This is a genomic window from Thalassotalea algicola, from assembly GCF_012932965.1.
Classification (GTDB): Bacteria; Pseudomonadota; Gammaproteobacteria; order Enterobacterales; family Alteromonadaceae; genus Thalassotalea_F; species Thalassotalea_F algicola.
Map to the genome: position 1 here is coordinate 534,433 of NZ_JABBXH010000003.1, position 20,906 is coordinate 555,338.

The following is a 20,906-nucleotide window of genomic DNA, read 5'->3' on the forward strand; positions in this document are numbered from 1 at the left end:
GCTTTTTCATTGCTACGACCAGTAATTTTGGATAACTAAGGTAAACTAGCAGGCAAATTATAAAAGCTTACAATAGGTTTATATTTCGATGGATTTATCACTCACCGAAGAACAATTAATGATTCAAGATATGGCTCGTAAATTTGCTGATAGTGAATTGGCACCCGTTGCTGCAGAGTTGGATCAATCAAACGATCAAGATGTTTTTAAAGCAAACCTAGCTAAACTTGCTGAACTAGGTTTTATGGGATTAAACATAGACGCTGAATATGGCGGTGTTGAAGCGGGAAGCGTGGCTTTTAGTTTAGCTATAACTGAACTAGCTCGCGCTTGTGCTTCTACAGCGGTTACCACCTCAGTAACCAATATGGTTGCTGAAGTAATCCAAGCGGTAGGTAACGAAGAACAAAAACAGAACTACTTACCAAAAATTTGTAGCGGTGAATATTTAGCAGGTGGTTTTTGTCTAACAGAGCCATCTGCAGGTTCAGATCCTGCGGGCATGAAAACCACAGCGGTCAAAGATGGCGATACGTATATTTTAAATGGCAGTAAGATATATATCACTAGCGGCTCTTTTGCTGGGATATTTGTTGTTTGGGCGGTAACCAATCCTGAGGCTAGAAAAGGTAAAGGCATTTCATGTTTTCTCGTTGAAGCTGGCACCGAAGGTATGACTGTCGGAAAAGCAGAAGAAAAAATGGGGCAAAAAGCTTCACCGACTAATGAAGTCCATTTTGACAACTGTCGAATACCAGTAACTGCATTAATGGGAGAAGAAAACAAAGGTTTTGCAATTGCAGTAGGTGAGTTAGCAGGAGGTCGAATCGGTATTGGCTCATTAGCATTAGGGGTTGGCTTAGCCGCTATGGATTATGCTCGTCAATACATCACCGAACGCCAACAGTTTGGTCAGTCATTGTCACATTTCCAAGGATTGCAATGGAAATTAGCCGATCGCTATACAGAACTGGAAGCGGCACGATTACTATTAATGCAAGCGGCCGATTTAAAAGAAAAAGGCTTGCCATTTAGTCAGTCTGCATCAATGGCGAAATTATTTGCTTCAGAAAAGGCAAATAAAGCTTGTTATGATGCTCAACAATTATTAGGTGGCGCAGGTTATATTAAAGAATACCCTCTAGAGCGTATGGCACGTGATGTGCGTATCACTTCAATTTATGAAGGAACCAGTGAAATTCAAAAAGTGATTATCGCTCGCGAGCTTTTGAAATAATTTTGGTGAATTTATTTACCCAATGCTAAAGGCAATTGTTCAAACAATTGCCTTTTTTGTTTTAACTTAAGAGTTAACCATTTATAGTCTTTGTTGTGGTGACAATTTTAGGGACAAGGACGATTGAAATCTTTAATTTATCTTAGCCAGCCAAATCAAGAGTTTAGTCGCTCAGCTTTAACAAAGTTAGCGACTGAAGCGGCAGAAAACAATAAAGCTATCGGCGTGACAGGTTTTTTACGTTTTCAGCATAATATGTTTCTTCAATATCTTGAAGGTAAAAGCGCAGATGTAGGAAACTTACTTGCTGTTATTTCAAGGGATAAACGCCATACTATTGTTAACTGTTTATATAATGACGTTGAACATGCACGCCGTTTCAGTAATTGGAATATGAAGTTTGTAGATGAAGGCTACCTTCAACAGCATAGCGTCGAGTCTTTTCTAAGTAATCAATTACAGCTTATGAAAGAGCAAACACTTTGTGATAATCAATGGCAACAGTTAATTTGGCAGGGCGTTGATATATTGTCAGAATGCGCGGTAAATAATCATAAAATAACCTAACTAGCCTTGTAACTAGTCAGATAAACCCCACAATAGATAACAGAGTTAATTGATGGAATTATATTGTGAATCCAAATGCTGTAGTCCTTACGTTGGAAAACTTCCAACAAGTTGTTTTAGAAGAGTCTAAACAGAAGTTTTTACTTGTCACATTTTGGGCTGACCAAGTACCGGAAAGCCTAGAGTTAAGAGATAAACTTGCAGCGAAAGCAGCTGGGTCGCAAGAGCATTTACTATTCGCGACTGTTGATTGCCAAGCACAACAGCAAATAGCAATGCAATTTGGTATTCAAGGCCTACCTACAGCCGTTTTAGTGAAAGATGCACAGCCTGTAGATGCGCTATCTGGCCCACAGTCCGATGAAAATATTCAAGCCTTCCTAGATAAACATCTTCCTAAACCACAAGATGAGTTGCTGTTACAAGCCAAAGCAATGCTAGAGGCAGGTGATAATAACCAAGCTTATACTTTAGCAAAACAAGCCAATGAATTAGATGCTGAACGAGCAGATATTAAATTGACCTTGGCAGAAGCCAGTGTTGGTGTTGGAAAAATTGATGATGCACAAGCATTAATTGATACAGTTAAAATGGTTGATCAAGACAGCTATTACCAAGCCGTACTTGCCAAAATAGAATTGGCAAATGAAGCGTCAGATTCTCCAGAAATTCAATCGCTTGAAGCGGCATTAACTAACAACCCTGATGATGCTGACTTGATTCAGCAACTTGCGGCTCAGTACAGCCAAGTCAATCGTCACGAAGATGCATTGGCACTGCTATTTAGACGTGTTCAAACTGCAGGTGATGATGCAGAAAGTAAGAAGATGCTGCTTGATGTGATTAAGGCATTGCCAGATGGAGACCCATTGGCAAGTAAATATCGACGTAAACTTTATACCTTGATGTATTAAACTCATTAATAGAAATAAAAGGGCCGCTATAGCGGCCTTTTTTATTTTAATTTTTCAGCAAATGTTTGCTTAAATTTAGAAAGCTTGGGAGAAATTATTGCTTGGCAATAACGGTTTTCTGGATTTTGGTTAAAGTATCCTTGATGGTATTGCTCACCACTGAAAAATTCCAGTGCTTCTGTTACTTCGGTAACAACCGGGTTTGGCCAAATTTGGTCGGCATTAATTTCCGCGATAATCGAAATCGCTTGTTCTAGTTGGTCAGCATCGTGATAAAAGATTGCAGATCGATATTGTCGGCCCACATCATTACCTTGGCGATTCAATTGCGTTGGATCGTGTAGTGAGAAAAATATTTCTAATATCTCACGAATATTAATGTCGTTAGCGTCGAAAGTTAACTGCACAACCTCAGCATGATCAGTCAACCCTTGAGAGACCGGTCGATAAGCAGCTGTCTCTCTAGTTCCACCCATATAACCAGAAACGGCTGTCTCAATACCCTTCACTTGATTATATGCAGCTTCTATACACCAAAAGCAGCCGCCACCTAATGTAATTGTTTGTAGATTTTTTGACATAGTAGACATCTAAACATCCATAATTTTTTATAGAATACACTTTAGCTGTTTAGACGTCTAGATGTTTTTTTTTGAAATTAGTCTATTTGACTCAAGTTATAAGCAATATGCTGATGAAATCGGATGATAATTTCATCTTGCTCAGGTGATAGCTCTAGCTCTGTGGCAAATAATTTAACTGCTAATTCAATCTGATTTAAAAATTTAGCATGAGCAGAGTCAGACTGGTTTTCTTTTGTAGCCACGAAGACTAGCTGTAGGTTTTCGACGAGTGCTCTAGCGTCCCATTTACTAATAATGCCACAAGGCGATAATTCTGGGTTGTAACCCAACATTTGTAGTTCACCTATGCGTGAAACGGCTTCGTGTTCGCTATGGCGTACAATAGGTATTAGTCCATTAGCGATTAATGCACCATTGTTTAGGTTGTAGCGTTTAGCTGCAACTGAAAATGCATCAGTAACCAGTGTATAAAATGGGTTATATGGATCGTCGGAGCTTTGATCAATATCTGCAAGGCTTACTAAGTGGCTTTTGACTGGAATACTAACAATGGCGTAAGTCATTTGACGCTGTGATGAAGGCAGTTGAACATGCTGGCTAGCATAACGAACTTTTATATTGCGCATTTTATGGGCTTTAGATTCAACACCTGTTTTTTGCCTAGCAAATAAGTCATAAGTTAAATGCTGATGATCGCGGATACGAAAATTCAATGAGCCAATATTTAGCGTTGACTCAAGCTCTGCGAGCAATTGACTAATACGAGAGTGAAAGCTTGCCGCATTGACTCGAATGTCACTACCAGTCGCTAAGAATAAAAGGGTAATTTTTTCGGCACGATAGTTTGCGTCGAAGAAAGATTTTTGCAGTTCATGGTAAGCCGGGTTGTAGTAAAACAATATTTGCTGAGCGGTTTGCCATTGATGCATCTCTTGTGAGAAACGTACGCGCGTTAATTTGTCGTTGGCTATAAACAAACTATTGGTGACTTCGTACTTTTGGCTGAGAGAGAAAAGTAGCTTTGCAAGAGATTGGTATAGCATACCAAATGGTGTTTCAGCCTGTGGTACTTGAGTGTTTAGCGTATTAATTATTAAGTCAGTAAGTGGAAACTCTGCTAATAAATAATGATTGTCTCGAGCATTGTTAGGGATATAGGCTTTATGCCCAGCACTTCGTTTACGAATAATTGACATATTGTGTCCTTACGAGCGAATTTCTGTAGTTGGGCGGGAGTATATAAGGGACTTGTGACACTTTTATTGCACTGATTGACCAGCTAACATTGCTAAATGGTGTACCTAGCCAATTTATAGGACGAGGTGTTTTTGAGTATTAAAAATTTATGACAACTCTTTAATACTATTCAAGCGTAAAATGTGGTTGAAAAAGTGGTGGCAGGCTACAATAGATTAAATTTTCCGAGTGAAAAATTATGATATTGAATGACCAACAAGCGTTAGTTGATGCGATAAACCAAGTGATGCCGTTTGGCAAATATGCAGGCAGAAAGCTGCTGCAGCTGCCTGAGCCTTATTTGGTATGGTTTCACAGTAAAGGCTTTCCTGAAGGAAAACTCGGACAGCAGCTCGCGTTAATTTACGAAGTGAAGCTTAATGGCCTTGAAACAATGTTAAAGCCACTCTTAACAACAAAGTAGACGCTAATTTTCCTGTGACAAACTAGTCTGTTTCAATGTCTAATGATTCTGTTGCTGTATCATCGTCATTGGCTTCCACTTTAGTTCGTCCAAATAGCGTATGAAACTGCTTAGGCGATAACACTTTGTTTTGGTATTTTAGCCACGCTTTTTCAATCTTACTTTCCGGCGAAGCGACGCCTTTGCAAACATTGATAAATCGCTGCTCATCTTCATTTATTGGCGAGCGTTTATCGTTGGCAAGCTCTTGCAAGGCGATACCATAGGTTTCTAATATTTGTACTTCGCTTAAGGTAAAGTCTCCGCTACGACTTAATCCGCGAGGATAATTTCTGTCGTCATAAAATTTTCTGTTAGCTTTAAAGCTATCCTTTGAAATGTTGGTTGTATTCATAACAGGTCTCAAAAAATAAGAGTAAAGATTACGATGCTTTTTTATCGTAAGTTTTTTCTGTTGGCAATAATTTTTTATTGTTTTTTACCTGTTAAAAATGACTGGAAGATGACAACTCGTTAAATTTTATTGTTCTAAGAAAGCCCCTTTTCCGATGATATTGATATAACTAGTCTGGTTTAATTTATGTTTTTCAATACGTTAAATTTGCCAATAAAGCCTTTAGAGTGATTCTTGTTGTCAGGTTACAAAAAATGACACTTTTATGAAGCTTTTGTTATTGCAATCATCGTCAATTTGTTCTTAAATGAATTGTCGACTGAAATTGATAGTCGGCCGCTTAATCAAAAATTTCAACAAACTTATCAATAAGTTATGGAGACTGATCTATGAGAAGACAAAAAAGAGATCGTTTAGGTAGAGCGCATTCAAACGGTTATCAGGCAGGCCTTAATGGTAAATCTAGAGACAATTGCCCTTATCAAAGTATCGATGCAAAATCAGAGTGGCTCGGTGGGTGGCGAGCAGCAGTAAATGACCGTAATACCGGATTATTCAAATAATTAAAATTTTCAACTATGTCCATTAAGTCGACATAAACTATACAGGATTTCAAGAAGCCCGCTGTTAGCGGGCTTTTTCATTTGTGCAATTTAATTACTGCATACTGTGCACTTATCTTGCTTAGTTAACTTAATGTGATGCCATTGCTGACTTAGTCCGTCAAACATCATTAACTGGTTGCTTGTCACTTGATTGCCGGTCAAATATTTAATGGCTGTTAGCGATTGCATGCCTGCAACAATTGCTAGAACTGGCCCTAAAATACCAATTGTTTGGCAGTTTTCAGTTTGAGGCTCCCCGGTCTCTGGAAATATACATTGATAACAAGCATTCTTATCGCTTGGCTGAATGAGCATAGTTTGTCCGTCAAAACCTGTTGCAGCGCCAATAATTAACGGTAACTGGAACTCTACACTGAGTCGATTTAAAAGATAGCGTGCTGTTAAACTATCGGTACAGTCAATGATCACATCAATATCAGGAAGGTAACAGGTTGCCAACTCTTCATTGAACATTTCATCAAGTACTTCAACTTCAATGAGTGGATTTTGTTGTGTTAATTTTTCTGCAGCAACTTCTGCTTTATTGTGACCGATATCTCGAGGGGTAAATAGTATTTGTCTTTGTAAATTAGACGCTTCAATGTGATCGCCATCACACAATGTAAGCTTGCCTATACCTGCGCTGGCAAGATAGAGGCTAACTGGGCAACCTAGACCACCCATGCCAACAATCAATACGTGGGCGTTTTGCAATGCTAATTGTCCATGTTCGCCAACTTGCTTTAGCATAATTTGTCGGCCGTAGCGTATTTGTTCTTGTTGAGTAAGCACTAGAGTTTCCTAAAAATTAACTTGCCCAATTGCACTCGCTTTAAATTGAATGTAGATGTCGTCATCTAGCTGTAATGAAAGCTTGTTGAGTGAATAGGTCGATATTGAAGAATAAAAGGTTTGTCCGTCGCTGTTAACGGTAAGTAGAGCCTGATGTTGGTTTAGATTAATGTTACTAATGGTGCCACGTAGTTGATTAACGATTGAGCTATGATGCGGCGGCTCAGTACAAACACTTATATCACTTGCTAGTATGTAGCACTGTAATTGAGGCTCTGTTAAATGAAGCTTGTTATCCATGGCAAATATTGACGTGCCATTAGCTAATGTTAACTCAATTAGGCCATGTTGTTGTGATGAACTTGTTGAGACGGTAAAACAAGTCTGTGGGGCAATTAAACCGCCAGAATTTAATTGATGAACCATTTCCTTTACAACGCCGTGGGCAATAAAATTCCCTTGTTCTATGACATATAGGTGATCACACAAAAACTGGTGTTCTTGAATATTGTGACTAACAAAAATAATTGGCATCTTAGTTTGACGTTGTAAATCTCTTACTAACGTTAAAATGGTATGTTTGTTAACACCATCTAGAGCAGTAACGGGCTCATCTAAAATCAATAATTCCGGCTCTGCCAATATTGCTTGAACAATTGCAACTTTTTGGCGTTCACCACCAGACAATGAGCTAACGTTTTGCGTTAATAAAGGTGTCAGTCCAGCTGTGGTAATTATTTCATTCTCGTCAAATTTTGGTGACGTTATACGTTTTCTACCAAATCGTATGTTTTCCAAAACGTTTAGGTGTGGAAAAAACACATCGTGCTGAAAAACGCCGACAACGCGACGTTTACTCGCAGGTAAGTTTATATGCTGCTCTGAATCAAATAGCACTTTATCAATGAGAGCGATTGATCCCGTTACGTTGTTGTTGATGCCAGCGATTGCTTTTAGCAAGGTAGATTTCCCTGCGCCTGAATGACCAAAGATACCTGTAATACCTTTTAGCGAAATCTTCTCGTTTATGTTGAGTAACACATTGGTAAGTTTCGACTGGATGTTAATTGTTAAGCTAGGCATTAGTACTGACCTTTTGCTGGCGGTAACTTAACAAATAAACCGCAGATAACACTAATACAGAAGCAATGAGTAACCCAGCAGATAGTTTGTGGGCATTGGCGTAGTCAAATGCTTCTACATGATCAAATAGCGCAATAGACAGTACTCTGGTTTCATCAGGTATATTGCCGCCTATCATCAGCACGACCCCAAATTCACCAATAGTATGAGCAAAACCTAAAGTTGCTGCAGTGATAAAGCTAGCTTTCGTTATCGGTAATACTACAGATACGAAGGTATCCAATTTATTGGCACCGAGCATAGCAGCTTTGTCCAATAAACCGTGATCGAGCTGTTCAAATGCTTTTTGCAATGGCTGAACGACAAAGGGCAGTGAATAGAAAACAGAGCCGATAACAATAGCTGAAAAACTAAACGCAAGTTGCTGGCCAGTTAACCCTTGCCATAGTTGCCCAGGTAGTGCATCAGGTGAAAACGCAATGAGTAAATAAAAACCTAGTACGGTTGGCGGCAATACTAATGGTAAAGCAACGAACGCTTCGATAACAACTCGCCATTTAGTTTGAAGTCGGCTTAACCACCACGCAAGCGGAGTACCCAGTACCAAGAGAATGACTGTGGTAATAAATGCCAGCTTTAATGTTGTCCAAGTCGCTAATAAGTCATATTCAGTCATAGTAATTCTATACTACGGGTAAGTAGCCCAAATTCGCGAGCTTATTTTGCGTTGATGGCTGACGAAAGTAATTGATTAGTGCTAAGGCAAGCTTTGCTTGCTTAGAGCCTTTTAATACTCCAGCATATTGGGTTAGTTGTTGAACATCTTTTAACGTCACAGGTCTTTCTTTAATGCCTGTGGCAATAAGCTGACTTGAAGCGACAAAGCCGATATCTGCTCCTTTACTGCGTACTTGTAAAAATGTTTGCCCTACATTTATACCTACCACGGTTTTACCTTCAAGCTTGCTCCATAATCCATTAGTTACTAGCCATTGTTTTGCCGCCTTTCCGTAGGGGGCTGTGTCTGGATTAGCTATTGCCACCCTATCAAAATTGGGTAACTGATGAATTAACTCCTGATTGGACATGTTAGGGTATTTAGCAGAATAGAGGCTAAGTTGGCCAATGGCGTAAGGTAGTAAACTTTGATCAAGTAACTTTCCATTATCTGCAAGTGTTTGAGGTCTTAGCTTATCTGCAGCAAAGATCACGTCGTAAGGCGCGCCATGACGGATTTGCTGATACAGCGTTCCTGTTGCACCGGTGATCCAGTGAATCTTTACTTGATGTTCTTGTTCGAAATCTTGAGCTAACTGTTTGGCAATACTGGCAAAATTGCTTGCTACGGCTACGCGTAAACTTTGTTGTTTTGCTTGAATTGTAAAACTGAACAGTATGCAGATAAGAACTAGTAATTTGGTTAACATTAAACAAAGTTTGCTCATAATTTACCATTGCTGAGCTTTTTGTTGATCACTTGTTTTAGCTTCAACCCAGGCGTCTTGCCCTGAACGGGTTTCTTTTTTCCAAAACGGTGCTTGTACTTTTAAATAGTCCATAATGTATTCTGCAGCGGCAAAAGCATCGCCTCTATGTTTGCTGGTTACGCCAACAAAGACAATATTGTCGCCAACATAAAGTTGCCCAACACGATGAATAACCGATACACGATTAATACGCCATTTCTCTTTAGCTTGTTCGACTATGCCAAGTAGCGATTTTTCAGTCATTGCAGGGTAGTGCTCTAGAAATAATCCAGTCACATCATGGCCATCATTCTGCTGTCGTACACGACCGGTAAATGTCACAACTGCACCGTCTTGTGAATTGTCTGCTTCAAGAAGCGCTATTTCATCGGCGACGTTAAAGTCTGGCTCTGATACGCGGATCACGTTAGCCACCTGTTACTGGAGGGAAATAAGCCACTTCATCACCGTCGTTAATTACATGGTCATTGTCGACCATTTGTTGATTTACTGACGTTAAAATAGAAGTGTTTTCCAATAGTTTTTGCCAGTCAGGTTGCTGTTCAATTAACAGCTCTGTAAGTTGACCAAGCGTAAAATCGTCTCTAGGCAATTCAATTGTTACTGAAGATTGCCCCAGCTGTTCTCTAAGTCGTGCGAAAAATAAAACCGTTAACATTGCTGCTGTCTCTCCCAATGTCCTGTTTTTCCGCCTTCTTTGGTCAGTACTTGAATACCACCTATGGTCATATTGGGATCAACCGCTTTACACATGTCAAATAAGGTTAAGCAAGCGACAGATACGGCAGTAAGAGCTTCCATTTCCACACCAGTTTGGCCAGAAAGCTTGCATAAACTAGTTACTTTAACTCGATTGTTTTCTAGTTCTGGCTCAAAGTCTACCTGTACTTTGGTTAGCATTAATGGATGACAAAGTGGTATTAGGTCTCCACATTTTTTCGCCGCTTGTATACCAGCAATTCGAGCAACAGCAAACACATCACCTTTTTTATGTTTACCTTGGGTGATCATTTCTAAAGTTTGCGTAGACATAGCAATGTAACCTTCTGCGGTTGCACTGCGTTGGGTTACTGCTTTTTCAGTAACATCAACCATGTTTGCTTCACCTTGCTCATTAAGGTGAGTTAATGTTTTACTCATTAGCCTCGACTCTCGCACTGTAAGTCAGTGAGGTTTAGATGTGGTACAAAATTACATGGCTTATGACTCGCATCTAATTGCTCAACAATAAGTTTATCCCACGCAGTTTTGCATGCATTGGTTGAACCTGGAACACAGAAAACTACAGTGCCATTTGCCATACCGCCAAATGCTCTAGATTGCACAGTTGATGTGCCGATTTCACCGAGAGAAATGTGTCTGAATACTTCACCAAAGCCTTCAACACTTTTATCAAATAGTGGTATCAATGCTTCTGGAGTATTGTCTCTTTCAGTAAAGCCTGTACCACCAGTTGAAACGATAACTTGCACTTTTTCGTCAGCAATCCATTTAGAAACAATAGCACGAAGCTGGTAAACATCGTCTATTACAATCGCTTTATCAATGACGTTGTGACCGGCTGCAGCAGCGCGCTCTACGAGTGTTTTACCTGAAGTGTCGGTTTCTTCTGTTCGGGTGTCTGATACCGTTAAAACCGCAATGTTTAACGGGATAAATTCTGCCATAGTTGCTTTTGCCATCAATTACTCCTAGTTGGCATAAAAATTTGAGATTGAACTTGTTGCCACTGGTTGGGCGTATTTGTATTGGTTAATGCCGAAGCTTTACGACATTTGATTGTTTGGTGAGGTACCTGTTTTAACATAGCTTTAATTGATGGGCCTTTACCTGTGCTATTTAAGTGTACTTGGATTTTTTGCTCAAAAAACAACTCAGTAAATGCATTGTTTGGTAAATAAAGTGGCAGCGAATGATCGTCAAAGTGTACAGCTTTTGACAACACTTGCCCCGCTTGTTTCAAACTGGTTAAGGTTTCAGTATCCATCAAAGGTAAATCAATGGGAATAATAAGGGCCGCCTGACAAGGTACTTGATTAAATACGCTATAAATACCGCCAACAGGACCTTGTTGTGGAAAAATATCAGGTACATGGTAATTGTTACCACTAACAACAACGCGATCGACCCCCACTTCATTTAATAATTGGGTACTAAAGTCGAGCATGGATTTATTGTCGCGCATTAACTGGGCTTTATCTGATCCCATTCGGCTTGATAAACCTCCTGCTAGCACTATACCAATACAGCCATGATTTACTGCAGCCATATATTAGCCTCCTAACATAGACAAATGTTTGGTGGCTCCAGTCAATCTGTCTTGAAGGTAATGACTGACTTTTTTATTACCCAAAAGAGCGGTTACTTCAGCGGCTACTTCTTCAATACTTGCTTCTTGTAGTAAATGTCTTAATTCATGACCTTGTTCACCGAATAAACAAAGGTGCAACTTACCAAGCGAACTAATGCGAAGGCGATTACAAGTTTGGCAAAAATCTTTGCTATAAGGCATGATTAGACCAATTTTCCCCGCGTATTCTGGATGATAAAATTCTTGAGCAGGCCCAGCAGTTTTATCTTTAATACACGCTAACCAACCATTTGCTAATAAGTGCTCTTTAATCGTTTCGCCACTAACATGATGTTCTTCAAAGAAAGTAGCGTTGTCACCCGTTTGCATTAATTCAATAAAACGTAATGAAATAGGCGTGTCTTTAATCCACGCTAAAAACCGATCTAGTTCAGAGAAATTAAAGCCTCGCATCAGCACAGTATTCACTTTTACAGTTAGCTGTGGCGCTTTTAGTGCCATATCAATACCGTCAAGAACGGTTTGTAGTTTGTTATGGCCAGTTATGAGGTCAAACTGTTTAGGATCTAAACTATCAATACTGATGTTAATGGCATCTAAGCCAGCATCAAGCCAGGCAGGTAAATGTTGCGGTAATTTATATCCATTGGTAGTAATTGCAACTTGATTGATACCTGTTGTTTGTTTACATGCTTGGATAATTTCAGGTAAGTCTTTACGAAGCGACGGTTCACCACCTGTGATTCGAATTTTTTCTGTACCTAATGAAGCAAAAGTTTCAGCAACCTTTTTAATTTCAGGCAAGGATAAAAATTGGCGATCATGATCGCACTGGTAACCGTCAGGCAGGCAGTATTGGCAACGAAAGTTGCAAACGTCGGTAATAGATAGTCTTAGGTAATAAAACCTGCGACCAAAAGTGTCTTGTAACATCTCACCTTTCCAAATGCGGGAGGCCAATCAGTTTCCTAATTAACCCTGGCAACTCTTATGAGTTACGGCTTGATAGGCATATACTTTTCAATATTTAGCGCAGTCAAGCTCGGCGAATTTAATTGATAGATTAAGCATAACAAGTAATAAACAAACTACAAGTGTTCAATAATGGTCTAGCGATCTACTAGAGGGTAATTTGTTTTAGCGCAAACTTTTATCGCTAATGAATAAAATTGCGCCACTACTATAATTGAACGCATATTTATTTGATTCAGTACGTACGGATTTAGTAACGTTGTTGAACGACTTAGTAAGCCTTGTAAAAATTGTTCAGCTTTGGTGACCCAATTGAAATTAAATGTTTTCGTAGAGCGATGAATTCAATAGTTGGAAGATAAAAAATTCAAGAAAGGGTGCGCTCTTTAATTTAAGAGCACACACTTTTTCTTAACTTGAGGCATGATGTTTTCTTATAAATTTAGAAGTTAACATTAATCTTGTTTACTGCCGCGACATCGATGATGTCAACTTTACCAATACTGTTCTGTAAACGTGCTGCTGTTTTGTTAGCTCCGTTAGCTTCAGCAAAGGTAATAATGTCATCGCCATTGCACATAACTTTTAATGCAACATCGCGCGCTTTCAGGTTGTAATCTTCCATTGAGTGCTTTAAGCGAATTGGCTTATCACTTAATGCTGATTTACATACTTTTACTAATGCTTTTTCTACTTGTCTATCCATCGCCATGCTTGAAACGCTAACTGCAGAAAGCGATAAACCTGTGATTACTGATACTGCTGCTAATTTAACTTTGTTCATTTTTCCATCTCCGTTGTATTAAAAGTGCAAAATCGCTTGCACAACTTAATAGTGGCGCTTTTTTCAGAAAAAGTTGTTAATGCAAGGGAGTGGGATGTAAATAACTTTACCGCACAAATAATGCGACTCGTCGCTAAGTATTTGAAAAATAACAGACGTAAAATAGGTTGTTTTTTAACCGTTGAAATGAAGATTTACATTCATTGAGACTTTGACATACAAAGCAACACTTATTAGTGCAGTTCAATAAAGTGTTTTTGGCTAAGAAAGTTGCAAAAACCACTATTGGTTAATTAGATTAACTGTGTTACTGTTAATACATACAGTTTATTGTGCAATATTTGTCAACGTTGAACATGCACGTGTGACAATGGGTAAATGAGGGAAACGCATGGCAGTTGAAAGTCGGTTTGTTGTTATTAGAAATGGTGTGGAGGTACAGACATTTATGGATAAAAAGGCCGCTGATGAATACGACAAAATGTTAGATATGGCGGATAACTTGTCGGAAATGTTTGCTAATGCCCCTATGAAATTGTCTGAAGATATGGCGGAAGATATAAGTATTTATCTTGCACAGCATAGAGAAGAAGTGCTCATTGCTTTACAGGCGAAGAAACCTAAAACGGCAACGAAAGTAGCACCTGCTAAAAAGCTAAAAGCGGTAGAAGACGAAAAGCTTAGTGAAGCAAGTTAGTTCAAGCCAAGCTGAAAAGCCGCCTTATCAGTTAATTAGAAGTAATAAGCGAAAGACATTAGGTCTACAAGTTAAAAAAGGGGAAGTCATTGTACGAGCCCCTTTTTTCGTTGAGGAAAATTTTATTGAGCAGTTCATCGCTCAGAAAGCTGCATGGCTTAATAGTAAAATTGCTCAACAGCAAGTAGCAGTAGCTGACGCTGAAAAGTATAGAATTGCTGATAATGGCGTTGTCTATTTTATGGGCTTACCACGAAGAATTAAACTAGTTTCCGGTAGCAAGGCATTAGTTTTTATAAATGATTGCTACTTAGAATGTGTGCTTTCAAGTCGTTATCTTTCTGCACGGATTGAAGAAAATCAGCAAGCACGGTTGAATGAAAAACTTAGCAATCTCGTTGATAGCTTTTATAAAAGCCATGCATTGAAAATGTTGCCGAGCAAGCTGGATTATTGGCAAGACAAAACCGGTCTATCGGCCAATGAATTAGTAATTAAAAAATATAAAGCACGATGGGGCAGTTGTAATTCGAAAGGGGTTGTTAGTTTAAACAGTTGGCTCGTTGCTTGCCCACCTTCAGTAATTGACTACGTAATCGTTCATGAGCTTTGTCATCTTGTACACCTAAACCATTCAAGACAATTTTGGTCACTTGTAGAGTCTTTTTACCCTCAATTTCAACAAGCAAAAATGTGGCTAAAAGAAAACCAATATACAATAGCTAATTAACCATAGCTAAATTGCCTATTCGAACAATTGAATATATGTTTTGGGTAATTTTTATGTCTAAACGCCGGTAATATCTTATAGGTCAAACGAATATTTAAACCAAATGTTTGTAATATTTGGTTTAAATGTTGCATGTGTTTTGTACAGTGCGAATAAAGCAGTATTTGTCGCTTAACCATGAGGGCTTAACCATGAAGTTGTCGTTCAATACCATGAAAATGATACTGCTTTATATCTTGTCGGCAGTAATTTCAATTATTTTAATTAAATTGCTATTGCCTATTTAACTAATCTTAACTGCTTGTAATTAAAGAGTTAATTTGCAATCTTTTTAAATGTGAAGCGTTTCGATTTCGCTTTGCTCTTTTGTTATCTTACGTGCTTCGGTCTAGATGTCCAAAAATCTTACAAATAATGGGGATTTTCCGTTAACAATCTGTCAAATATAGGTTAGATTAACCCTATAAAAAAAATAATAACAAGGATAGCCAATAATATGAGCTCGTCAGTGTTGATTTGTGATGACTCAAATCTTGCCCGAAAACAAGTTCTCCGCAGTTTACCTGAACAGTGGGAAGTTGACGTACAGTTAGCTAAACATGGTTTAGAAGCCTTAGATGTATTAAGAAGCTCCGCTATTGAAGTGATGTTCTTAGATTTAACTATGCCTGAACTAGATGGTGTAGGTGTGTTGGAAGCAATTAAAGAAGAAGCGATTAGTGTCAAAGTTTTTGTCATATCTGCAGATATTCAACCAGAAATGCAAAACAAGGTATTGGAACTTGGCGCCCAGGCATTCCTAAGAAAACCTATTAACTCAGAAACTTTAGTTTCTACATTACAAGAACACGGAATTATGTAATGGCATACGAACTAAACGAAGACCAACAAGACTGTTTGCAAGAATTGATTAATGTTGCCATGGGGCAAGCAAGTGATCAGTTAGCGCGCTATCTTGATACCTTTGTTTTTTTAACTGTGCCTAGTATCGACCTGGTCAGTGGGAAGGGACTCAGCGATAGTTTAGAGACTACCGAAGAATCAATGGCAATGGTTAGCCAAGGCTTTTTTGGTTATGAAGGGATCCGTGGTGAAGCACTATTAGTTTATAAACACGAAGATTCTGATCGTATTGGTGATTTATTAGGTTATGAGCCTGATGAGTTGTCTGTAGAAGAACAACTTATCGACATTAGCTCTATTTTAACGACGACATTTTTGAATGTATTTGCAACGCAAATAGAAAACCAAATGTCTTATAGTGCTCCAAAGTTGATTTCTGAAATGCAAGGTAAATTGTCTGAGCATCTAAAACAGTTATCCTTTGATTGGGATATGGCGTTAAAGGTAAACATTAACTATCAGGTCACTGATTATTCATTTAATTGTGAAATGGTACTGTTAATACCTGAAGCGGCTATAGAGAATATTAAAACCGTGATAGATAGAATTCTGGAAGAATACTAATGAATGGCGAAATTGAACTCAGCCAAGTAACAGACCAGCTTAATTCAGGTATTTTATTACTCGATCTCCAACTTAACATAGTTAGCTGGAATCGATTTCTTGCAGTTCATGTTAATCAGAAGCTTGAAGACGTTAAAGGAAAACTAATATTTGATGTTTTCCCAGAATTACCTCAACGTTGGTTTGAACGTAAAGTAGCAAGTGTTATTCAATTAGGTACTCCTACTTACTGTTCTTGGGAACAACGTCATCACTTGTTCGAGTTACCTCATACTAGACCAATTACCACTGATAGTCATTTTATGGCGCAGAACTGTTCATTCTTGCCCTATGAACAAGAGGGCAAACTGGTTGGTATTTGTGTCTTAATTGAAGACGTAACTGATGTTTGCCATTACCAATCTCAGTTGAAAGAGACGATGAAGCAGTTAGAGCTGGCTAATCGAATTGACGGCTTAACGCGAATTTATAATCGTAAATATTGGGAAGAAGCATTGGGTAAAGAATTTGCAAGAGCCCAACGTTATACTAGTGAGTTAAGTTTAATTATGTTCGACTTAGATCACTTTAAAAAGCTCAATGACAATTATGGTCATCAATGTGGCGACCTTGTGTTAATAGAAACAGCTTCTAGAGTCAGTAGTTTACTGCGTGATGCTGATGTGTTTGGTCGTTATGGTGGTGAAGAATTTGGTATTGTATTGCCACAAACGGACCAAATAGGTGCACTTGAAGTTGCTGAACGGGTTAGAGCAGCAATTTCCAATAGCCCAATTATATTTGAAGGTAAGAAAATAAGCTTTTCAGCAAGTGTTGGTTTAGCCACACTTAATTCAGAACATAAACGATATGAAGACCTCATTTCTGAAACGGACTCCGCTCTTTATCGAGCAAAATCCTCTGGTCGTGATCAAATCTGTATTCTACAGAAATTTAATAAGTGCTCTTAAAATACTTTAGTTTCGATTAACTATTCATTATTTTCGAGTATGTATTCAAGTTTTAACTTCTTTTATTCATAAAATTAGAGTTGACATTCTAAAATGTTAATGGCATTTTAAAATCATGAAAACATTTAGCAGCCAAATTATTACCATTATTACCACTACCACCCTCGCGGGTAGGTGGTCATCGGCTGACGTGTAAAGAAAAAAAGAATTTACAAAGCCCGTGACCTGAAAAGGTCACGGGCTTTTTTGTTTTTAGAGGAAGAATAAATGCGTGTATTAAAATTTGGAGGGTCTTCATTAGCATCAGCTGAACGCTTTAAGGCGGTAGCAGATATAATCGAAGATAAAGCTAAATCGTCAAAAGTTGCAGTAGTAGTTTCTGCTCCACAAGGTGTGACCAATCACCTAGTAGCAATGGCAGAGAATATTGGTGATGAAGATAAAATGCAGCAAGATTTGCGTCATTTTAAGCAGGCCATTGAAACAATAGTTGCAGACCTAGCCGCGAGCATTTCTTCTTTTGATACGATACACGCTGAACAAACGTTGACGCAATGGGAACATCAACTTGAGCGCTTCATGCAGGGAGCTCATTTACTTGAGTATTGCCCTGATCACGTTCGCGCCAAAATCATTTCTACTGGCGAACGTTTAAGTGTAGCCATTTTATCTTCTGTATTGGCTGCACGTGGATTACAACCTTCAGAGTTAGCGCCTGAGAATTTTTTAGCAACTAATGACGCTTCATTAAATGCTGTCGCTGATCTAGTGCTATGTAAGGAAAACTACCAGCAAGCTTATGCAACAGTAAGTAATGTAGCAATTATGCCGGGCTTTATTGGTGTCAATAATCAAGGCGAAGTCACTACTTTGGGTCGTAATGGCTCAGACTATTCTGCTGCGGTACTAGCGGTATGTGCTGAAGCTGAGTGTTGCGAAATTTGGACCGATGTTAACGGTGTATACAATGCAGATCCTCGCGTAATTAAAGATGCTAAGCTACTAGACTATTTATCTTACCAAGAGGCGATGGAACTTTCTTATTTTGGCGCCAAGGTACTGCACCCAAAAACAATCGGCCCAATTGCTCAATATCACATTCCTTGTTTAATAAAAAACACGGGTAACCCGTCTGCACCAGGTACACGTATTGCTGTTGAAAATGATGATTCACAGCAAGTTAAGGCTATATCTAACTTAGATGACTTAACTATGGTTAATGTTTCTGGTCCTGGCATGAAAGGCATGGTTGGCATGGCTAGTCGAGTTTTTGCTGCCATGAGTCGAGAAAATATCTCGATGGTGATGATTAGTCAGTCTTCTAGTGAGTACTGTATTAGCTTCTGTATTCATTCTGCCGACGCTAGGTTAGCTGAACATAGTCTTAAAACGGAGTTCGAATTAGAGTTGTTAAATGGCTTGTTAGAGCCAATTGATTTGCAAAGTAATTTATCTATCGTGTCATTAGTGGGTGATGGAATGCATCATCAACGCGGTGTGGCGGCTAAGTTGTTTTCGTCACTAGCTCAAGCGAGAGTAAATGTTGTCGCTATTGCTCAAGACTCGTCCGAGCGAAGCATTTCGGTGGTAATTGAACAGCGTAAATGTACTGACGCATTAAAAGTTTGCCATCAGAATTTCTTCTCACACCGTCCAACTATTGACGCATTCGTCGTTGGCTGTGGCGTTGTTGGTAGTGAATTATTAGGTCAAATTGCTAAGCAGCAACAAAGCTTAAAAACACAAAATATTGATTTGAAAGTATATGGTTTAGCTAATTCAAAAGGTATGGTATTTAATGAAGCTGGTATCGAACTAGCTAATTGGCAATCAGCGTTTGATACTGAACCAGAAGAGCTGAGCGTTGAGAACTTAAAAGCATTTGCTCGTGATAACCATTTGATCAACCCTGTACTTGTAGATGTAACTTCAAATGAATCTTTAGCATTAGAATACGCAAATTATTTAGCTGAAGGTTTTCATGTCGTTACACCGAACAAGAAGGCTAACACTGATTCATGGCAGTATTATCAAAAAATGCGCCAAGCAGCGCAAAGCACAAATCGTCGTTTCTTATATGAAACAACAGTAGGTGCAGGGTTGCCAGTTATTGACACCTTACAAAATTTAATCAAAGCCGGTGATGAACTCGTGCGTTTTGAAGGGGTGTTATCAGGCTCGCTTTCTTATATCTTTGGAAAATTGGAAGAAGGTATGTCGCTGTCACAAGCTACCGCGATTGCGAAGGAAAACGGCTTTACTGAGCCTGATCCTCGCGATGATTTAAGTGGCATGGATGTCGCTCGTAAGCTACTGATCATGGCTCGTGAAGCAGGCATGCCGCTAGAGCTTGATGATATTGAAGTAGATTCAGTACTACCCGAAAGCTTTGACGCCTCAGGTGATGTCGCGCAGTTTATGGAAAACCTTACTTCACTTGATGGTCAAGTAGCTGAGCAGGTTACTGCTGCGCAAGCAGAAGGAAAAGTGTTACGTTATATCGGAACAATTGATGAAGGTAAGTGCAAGGTATCTATTCAAGCAGTTGGTGTTGAACATCCACTGTATGCTATTAAAGATGGTGAAAACGCATTAGCTATTCATTCGAGATATTATCAGCCTCTACCATTTGTACTTCGTGGTTATGGTGCAGGTGCTGCCGTTACTGCGGCAGGTGTCTTTGGTGATTTATTACGCACATTAGCATGGGAGCAGCAACACTAATGTCAGTATCTGTTTTTGCACCAGCCTCTATTGGTAATGTTAGTATTGGTTTTGACGTTTTAGGGTTAGCAGTTCAGCCTGTTGACGGTTCATTATTAGGTGATGTTGTTAGTGTTGAACTAGCACAGCAAGATGAACTGTCTGTTATAGGTGATTTTGCTGATAAACTGCCTTCAAGTCCTGCTGATAACATTGTCTGGCACTGTTTAAAGCTGTTTAATCAGGCATTAATAAATACAGGCCAAAAAGTTAAGCCTGTAAAGTTAATCTTGGATAAGAAAATGCCAGTCGGCAGCGGCCTAGGTTCAAGTGCTTGCTCAGTAGTTGCAGGACTACAAGCGTTAAATGCCTTTTACGATGACTTCTTTGCTAAAGATGTCATGCTAAAAATGATGGGGCAGATGGAAGCGCAAATTAGTGGTAGTTTGCATTATGATAATGTTGCACCATGTTATTTAGGTGGTCTGCAATTGATGATTGCCGATCCAGAGATTATCACGCGAACTTTACCAGTCTTTGAAGACTGCTTTTATGTGATGGCATACCCTGGTATAGAAGTCTCTACTAAAGCTGCTCGCGAGGTGTTACCTACAGAATACTCTCGCTGTGATGTGATTCAATATGGACAAACATTAGCGGGTTTCGTCGATGCTTGCTATAGACAAGATAAACAGCAAGCATTCGGGCAATTCACTGATGTTGTTGCTGAGCCTTATCGAGAAAATTTATTACCAGGTTTTAGTGATGCGAAGGCATATCTTTATCAACAAAACTGCTTAGCTGTGGGAATTTCGGGTTCTGGGCCGACGCTATTTGCGGTGACTGATGATCAAAGCGTTGCTAATGCTGCTGCTTCGTGGTTAAAAGAACATTATTTGAAAACAAATTTAGGCTTTGTTCATGTGTGCAAAGCGGATAATAAGGGCGCTCGCTGCCTATAAAGTATTG

General features: G+C 39.1%; 26 protein-coding genes and 1 riboswitch. Of the genes, 12 read left to right on the forward strand and 14 right to left on the reverse strand.

What is annotated here, in order from left to right:
- Positions 1 to 88 precede the first annotated feature (88 nt).
- The 3 genes from HII17_RS11140 to HII17_RS11150 all read left to right on the forward strand — a co-directional run bounded on the left by HII17_RS11140 (position 89) and on the right by HII17_RS11150 (position 2,718).
- On the forward strand, positions 89 to 1,237 hold the full coding sequence (locus HII17_RS11140; protein WP_169075440.1) for an acyl-CoA dehydrogenase family protein: 1,149 nt from the start codon (positions 89 to 91) through the stop codon (positions 1,235 to 1,237).
- 123 nt (positions 1,238 to 1,360) lie between these two features.
- Complete coding sequence (locus tag HII17_RS11145; protein WP_169075441.1) at positions 1,361 to 1,804, forward strand: BLUF domain-containing protein; 444 nt, start codon at positions 1,361 to 1,363, stop codon at positions 1,802 to 1,804.
- Positions 1,805 to 1,869: 65 nt separating this feature from the next.
- Positions 1,870 to 2,718, forward strand: coding sequence for a co-chaperone YbbN (locus HII17_RS11150; protein ID WP_169075442.1), 849 nt, complete (start codon positions 1,870 to 1,872; stop codon positions 2,716 to 2,718).
- A gap of 41 nt (positions 2,719 to 2,759) precedes the next feature.
- On the opposite strand, the gene msrA is transcribed toward HII17_RS11150, so the two are convergent.
- A complete protein-coding gene (gene msrA, locus HII17_RS11155; RefSeq protein WP_408033888.1) occupies positions 2,760 to 3,299 on the reverse strand; it encodes a peptide-methionine (S)-S-oxide reductase MsrA in 540 nt (179 codons plus the stop codon).
- 77 nt (positions 3,300 to 3,376) lie between these two features.
- Positions 3,377 to 4,498, reverse strand: coding sequence for a DUF3083 family protein (locus HII17_RS11160; protein WP_169075444.1), 1,122 nt, complete (start codon positions 4,496 to 4,498; stop codon positions 3,377 to 3,379).
- A 239-nt stretch (positions 4,499 to 4,737) separates the two neighbouring features.
- Here HII17_RS11160 and HII17_RS11165 point away from each other — a divergent pair, with 239 nt between their 5' ends.
- On the forward strand, positions 4,738 to 4,962 hold the full coding sequence (locus HII17_RS11165; protein WP_169075445.1) for a DUF3820 family protein: 225 nt from the start codon (positions 4,738 to 4,740) through the stop codon (positions 4,960 to 4,962).
- 22 nt (positions 4,963 to 4,984) lie between these two features.
- On the opposite strand, the gene maoP is transcribed toward HII17_RS11165, so the two are convergent.
- Positions 4,985 to 5,356 (reverse strand): DUF413 domain-containing protein, encoded by a 372-nt coding sequence (gene maoP, locus HII17_RS11170; RefSeq protein ID WP_169075446.1) that lies wholly within the window; start codon positions 5,354 to 5,356, stop codon positions 4,985 to 4,987.
- 389 nt (positions 5,357 to 5,745) lie between these two features.
- Here maoP and rmf point away from each other — a divergent pair, with 389 nt between their 5' ends.
- Positions 5,746 to 5,919, forward strand: coding sequence for a ribosome modulation factor (gene rmf, locus HII17_RS11175; RefSeq protein ID WP_169075447.1), 174 nt, complete (start codon positions 5,746 to 5,748; stop codon positions 5,917 to 5,919).
- A gap of 90 nt (positions 5,920 to 6,009) precedes the next feature.
- On the opposite strand, the gene HII17_RS11180 is transcribed toward rmf, so the two are convergent.
- The 11 genes from HII17_RS11180 to HII17_RS11230 form a co-directional block, all read right to left on the reverse strand.
- The gene (locus tag HII17_RS11180; protein ID WP_169075448.1) at positions 6,010 to 6,753 is read right to left on the reverse strand and encodes a HesA/MoeB/ThiF family protein; all 744 of its coding nucleotides are present in this window, start codon (positions 6,751 to 6,753) and stop codon (positions 6,010 to 6,012) included.
- Between the two features lie 9 nt (positions 6,754 to 6,762).
- A complete protein-coding gene (modC, locus tag HII17_RS11185; protein WP_169075449.1) occupies positions 6,763 to 7,836 on the reverse strand; it encodes a molybdenum ABC transporter ATP-binding protein in 1,074 nt (357 codons plus the stop codon).
- Positions 7,829 to 8,512: a molybdate ABC transporter permease subunit gene (gene modB / locus HII17_RS11190; RefSeq protein WP_169075450.1), complete on the reverse strand. Its 684-nt coding sequence runs from the start codon at positions 8,510 to 8,512 to the stop codon at positions 7,829 to 7,831. Before modB ends, modC begins: the two co-directional genes overlap by 8 nt.
- A 7-nt stretch (positions 8,513 to 8,519) precedes the next feature.
- Positions 8,520 to 9,281 carry a molybdate ABC transporter substrate-binding protein gene (gene modA, locus HII17_RS11195; RefSeq protein WP_169075451.1) on the reverse strand — a complete coding sequence of 254 codons (762 nt, stop codon included), beginning with the start codon at positions 9,279 to 9,281 and terminating at the stop codon, positions 8,520 to 8,522.
- Between the two features lie 3 nt (positions 9,282 to 9,284).
- Positions 9,285 to 9,728, reverse strand: a complete 444-nt coding sequence (moaE, locus tag HII17_RS11200) for a molybdopterin synthase catalytic subunit MoaE (RefSeq protein WP_169075452.1) — start codon at positions 9,726 to 9,728, stop codon at positions 9,285 to 9,287.
- A 1-nt stretch (position 9,729) separates the two neighbouring features.
- The gene (gene moaD / locus HII17_RS11205) at positions 9,730 to 9,981 is read right to left on the reverse strand and encodes a molybdopterin converting factor subunit 1 (protein ID WP_169075453.1); all 252 of its coding nucleotides are present in this window, start codon (positions 9,979 to 9,981) and stop codon (positions 9,730 to 9,732) included.
- The gene (moaC, locus tag HII17_RS11210; protein WP_169075454.1) at positions 9,975 to 10,463 is read right to left on the reverse strand and encodes a cyclic pyranopterin monophosphate synthase MoaC; all 489 of its coding nucleotides are present in this window, start codon (positions 10,461 to 10,463) and stop codon (positions 9,975 to 9,977) included. Before moaC ends, moaD begins: the two co-directional genes overlap by 7 nt.
- Positions 10,463 to 11,005, reverse strand: a complete 543-nt coding sequence (gene moaB / locus HII17_RS11215) for a molybdenum cofactor biosynthesis protein B (RefSeq protein WP_169075455.1) — start codon at positions 11,003 to 11,005, stop codon at positions 10,463 to 10,465. The genes moaC and moaB overlap by 1 nt, the downstream gene beginning before the upstream one ends.
- Positions 11,005 to 11,592, reverse strand: a complete 588-nt coding sequence (locus HII17_RS11220) for a molybdenum cofactor guanylyltransferase (protein WP_169075456.1) — start codon at positions 11,590 to 11,592, stop codon at positions 11,005 to 11,007. The genes moaB and HII17_RS11220 overlap by 1 nt, the downstream gene beginning before the upstream one ends.
- A 3-nt stretch (positions 11,593 to 11,595) precedes the next feature.
- Positions 11,596 to 12,567 (reverse strand): GTP 3',8-cyclase MoaA, encoded by a 972-nt coding sequence (gene moaA / locus HII17_RS11225; protein WP_169075611.1) that lies wholly within the window; start codon positions 12,565 to 12,567, stop codon positions 11,596 to 11,598.
- Positions 12,554 to 12,694, reverse strand: a riboswitch (molybdenum cofactor riboswitch). Its footprint overlaps the gene before it by 14 nt.
- Before the next feature lie 354 nt (positions 12,695 to 13,048).
- Positions 13,049 to 13,390: a DUF3718 domain-containing protein gene (locus tag HII17_RS11230; protein WP_169075457.1), complete on the reverse strand. Its 342-nt coding sequence runs from the start codon at positions 13,388 to 13,390 to the stop codon at positions 13,049 to 13,051.
- Between the two features lie 391 nt (positions 13,391 to 13,781).
- On the opposite strand from HII17_RS11230, the gene HII17_RS11235 reads away from it, so the two are divergent.
- The 7 genes from HII17_RS11235 to thrB all read left to right on the forward strand — a co-directional run bounded on the left by HII17_RS11235 (position 13,782) and on the right by thrB (position 20,899).
- The gene (locus HII17_RS11235; protein WP_169075458.1) at positions 13,782 to 14,087 is read left to right on the forward strand and encodes a YebG family protein; all 306 of its coding nucleotides are present in this window, start codon (positions 13,782 to 13,784) and stop codon (positions 14,085 to 14,087) included.
- Positions 14,074 to 14,817, forward strand: a complete 744-nt coding sequence (locus tag HII17_RS11240; RefSeq protein ID WP_169075459.1) for a M48 family metallopeptidase — start codon at positions 14,074 to 14,076, stop codon at positions 14,815 to 14,817. The genes HII17_RS11235 and HII17_RS11240 overlap by 14 nt, the downstream gene beginning before the upstream one ends.
- A 496-nt stretch (positions 14,818 to 15,313) precedes the next feature.
- Positions 15,314 to 15,679: a response regulator gene (locus tag HII17_RS11245; RefSeq protein WP_169075460.1), complete on the forward strand. Its 366-nt coding sequence runs from the start codon at positions 15,314 to 15,316 to the stop codon at positions 15,677 to 15,679.
- The gene (locus HII17_RS11250; protein WP_169075461.1) at positions 15,679 to 16,284 is read left to right on the forward strand and encodes a chemotaxis protein; all 606 of its coding nucleotides are present in this window, start codon (positions 15,679 to 15,681) and stop codon (positions 16,282 to 16,284) included. The genes HII17_RS11245 and HII17_RS11250 overlap by 1 nt, the downstream gene beginning before the upstream one ends.
- Positions 16,284 to 17,234, forward strand: a complete 951-nt coding sequence (locus HII17_RS11255) for a sensor domain-containing diguanylate cyclase (protein WP_169075462.1) — start codon at positions 16,284 to 16,286, stop codon at positions 17,232 to 17,234. The genes HII17_RS11250 and HII17_RS11255 overlap by 1 nt, the downstream gene beginning before the upstream one ends.
- A gap of 267 nt (positions 17,235 to 17,501) precedes the next feature.
- Positions 17,502 to 19,958: a bifunctional aspartate kinase/homoserine dehydrogenase I gene (thrA, locus tag HII17_RS11260; protein ID WP_169075463.1), complete on the forward strand. Its 2,457-nt coding sequence runs from the start codon at positions 17,502 to 17,504 to the stop codon at positions 19,956 to 19,958.
- Complete coding sequence (gene thrB, locus HII17_RS11265; protein ID WP_169075464.1) at positions 19,958 to 20,899, forward strand: homoserine kinase; 942 nt, start codon at positions 19,958 to 19,960, stop codon at positions 20,897 to 20,899. The genes thrA and thrB overlap by 1 nt, the downstream gene beginning before the upstream one ends.
- Positions 20,900 to 20,906: the final 7 nt, after the last annotated feature.

Excerpts from the sequence above, each read along its gene's own strand:
- moaA (WP_169075611.1), bottom strand. The coding sequence starts at position 12,567 with ATGTTACAAGACACTTTTGGTCGCAGGTTTTATTACCTAAGACTATCT.
- HII17_RS11165 (WP_169075445.1), top strand. The coding sequence starts at position 4,738 with ATGATATTGAATGACCAACAAGCGTTAGTTGATGCGATAAACCAAGTG.
- modB (WP_169075450.1), bottom strand. The coding sequence starts at position 8,512 with ATGACTGAATATGACTTATTAGCGACTTGGACAACATTAAAGCTGGCA.
- HII17_RS11140 (WP_169075440.1), top strand. The coding sequence starts at position 89 with ATGGATTTATCACTCACCGAAGAACAATTAATGATTCAAGATATGGCT.
- HII17_RS11220 (WP_169075456.1), bottom strand. The coding sequence starts at position 11,592 with ATGGCTGCAGTAAATCATGGCTGTATTGGTATAGTGCTAGCAGGAGGT.
- msrA (WP_408033888.1), bottom strand. The coding sequence starts at position 3,299 with ATGTCAAAAAATCTACAAACAATTACATTAGGTGGCGGCTGCTTTTGG.
- moaC (WP_169075454.1), bottom strand. The coding sequence starts at position 10,463 with ATGAGTAAAACATTAACTCACCTTAATGAGCAAGGTGAAGCAAACATG.
- HII17_RS11245 (WP_169075460.1), top strand. The coding sequence starts at position 15,314 with ATGAGCTCGTCAGTGTTGATTTGTGATGACTCAAATCTTGCCCGAAAA.
- thrB (WP_169075464.1), top strand. The coding sequence starts at position 19,958 with ATGTCAGTATCTGTTTTTGCACCAGCCTCTATTGGTAATGTTAGTATT.
- HII17_RS11160 (WP_169075444.1), bottom strand. The coding sequence starts at position 4,498 with ATGTCAATTATTCGTAAACGAAGTGCTGGGCATAAAGCCTATATCCCT.
- HII17_RS11255 (WP_169075462.1), top strand. The coding sequence starts at position 16,284 with ATGAATGGCGAAATTGAACTCAGCCAAGTAACAGACCAGCTTAATTCA.
- maoP (WP_169075446.1), bottom strand. The coding sequence starts at position 5,356 with ATGAATACAACCAACATTTCAAAGGATAGCTTTAAAGCTAACAGAAAA.
- modC (WP_169075449.1), bottom strand. The coding sequence starts at position 7,836 with ATGCCTAGCTTAACAATTAACATCCAGTCGAAACTTACCAATGTGTTA.
- modA (WP_169075451.1), bottom strand. The coding sequence starts at position 9,281 with ATGAGCAAACTTTGTTTAATGTTAACCAAATTACTAGTTCTTATCTGC.
- thrA (WP_169075463.1), top strand. The coding sequence starts at position 17,502 with ATGCGTGTATTAAAATTTGGAGGGTCTTCATTAGCATCAGCTGAACGC.
- moaB (WP_169075455.1), bottom strand. The coding sequence starts at position 11,005 with ATGGCAAAAGCAACTATGGCAGAATTTATCCCGTTAAACATTGCGGTT.
- HII17_RS11230 (WP_169075457.1), bottom strand. The coding sequence starts at position 13,390 with ATGAACAAAGTTAAATTAGCAGCAGTATCAGTAATCACAGGTTTATCG.
- HII17_RS11235 (WP_169075458.1), top strand. The coding sequence starts at position 13,782 with ATGGCAGTTGAAAGTCGGTTTGTTGTTATTAGAAATGGTGTGGAGGTA.
- moaD (WP_169075453.1), bottom strand. The coding sequence starts at position 9,981 with ATGTTAACGGTTTTATTTTTCGCACGACTTAGAGAACAGCTGGGGCAA.
- rmf (WP_169075447.1), top strand. The coding sequence starts at position 5,746 with ATGAGAAGACAAAAAAGAGATCGTTTAGGTAGAGCGCATTCAAACGGT.
- HII17_RS11250 (WP_169075461.1), top strand. The coding sequence starts at position 15,679 with ATGGCATACGAACTAAACGAAGACCAACAAGACTGTTTGCAAGAATTG.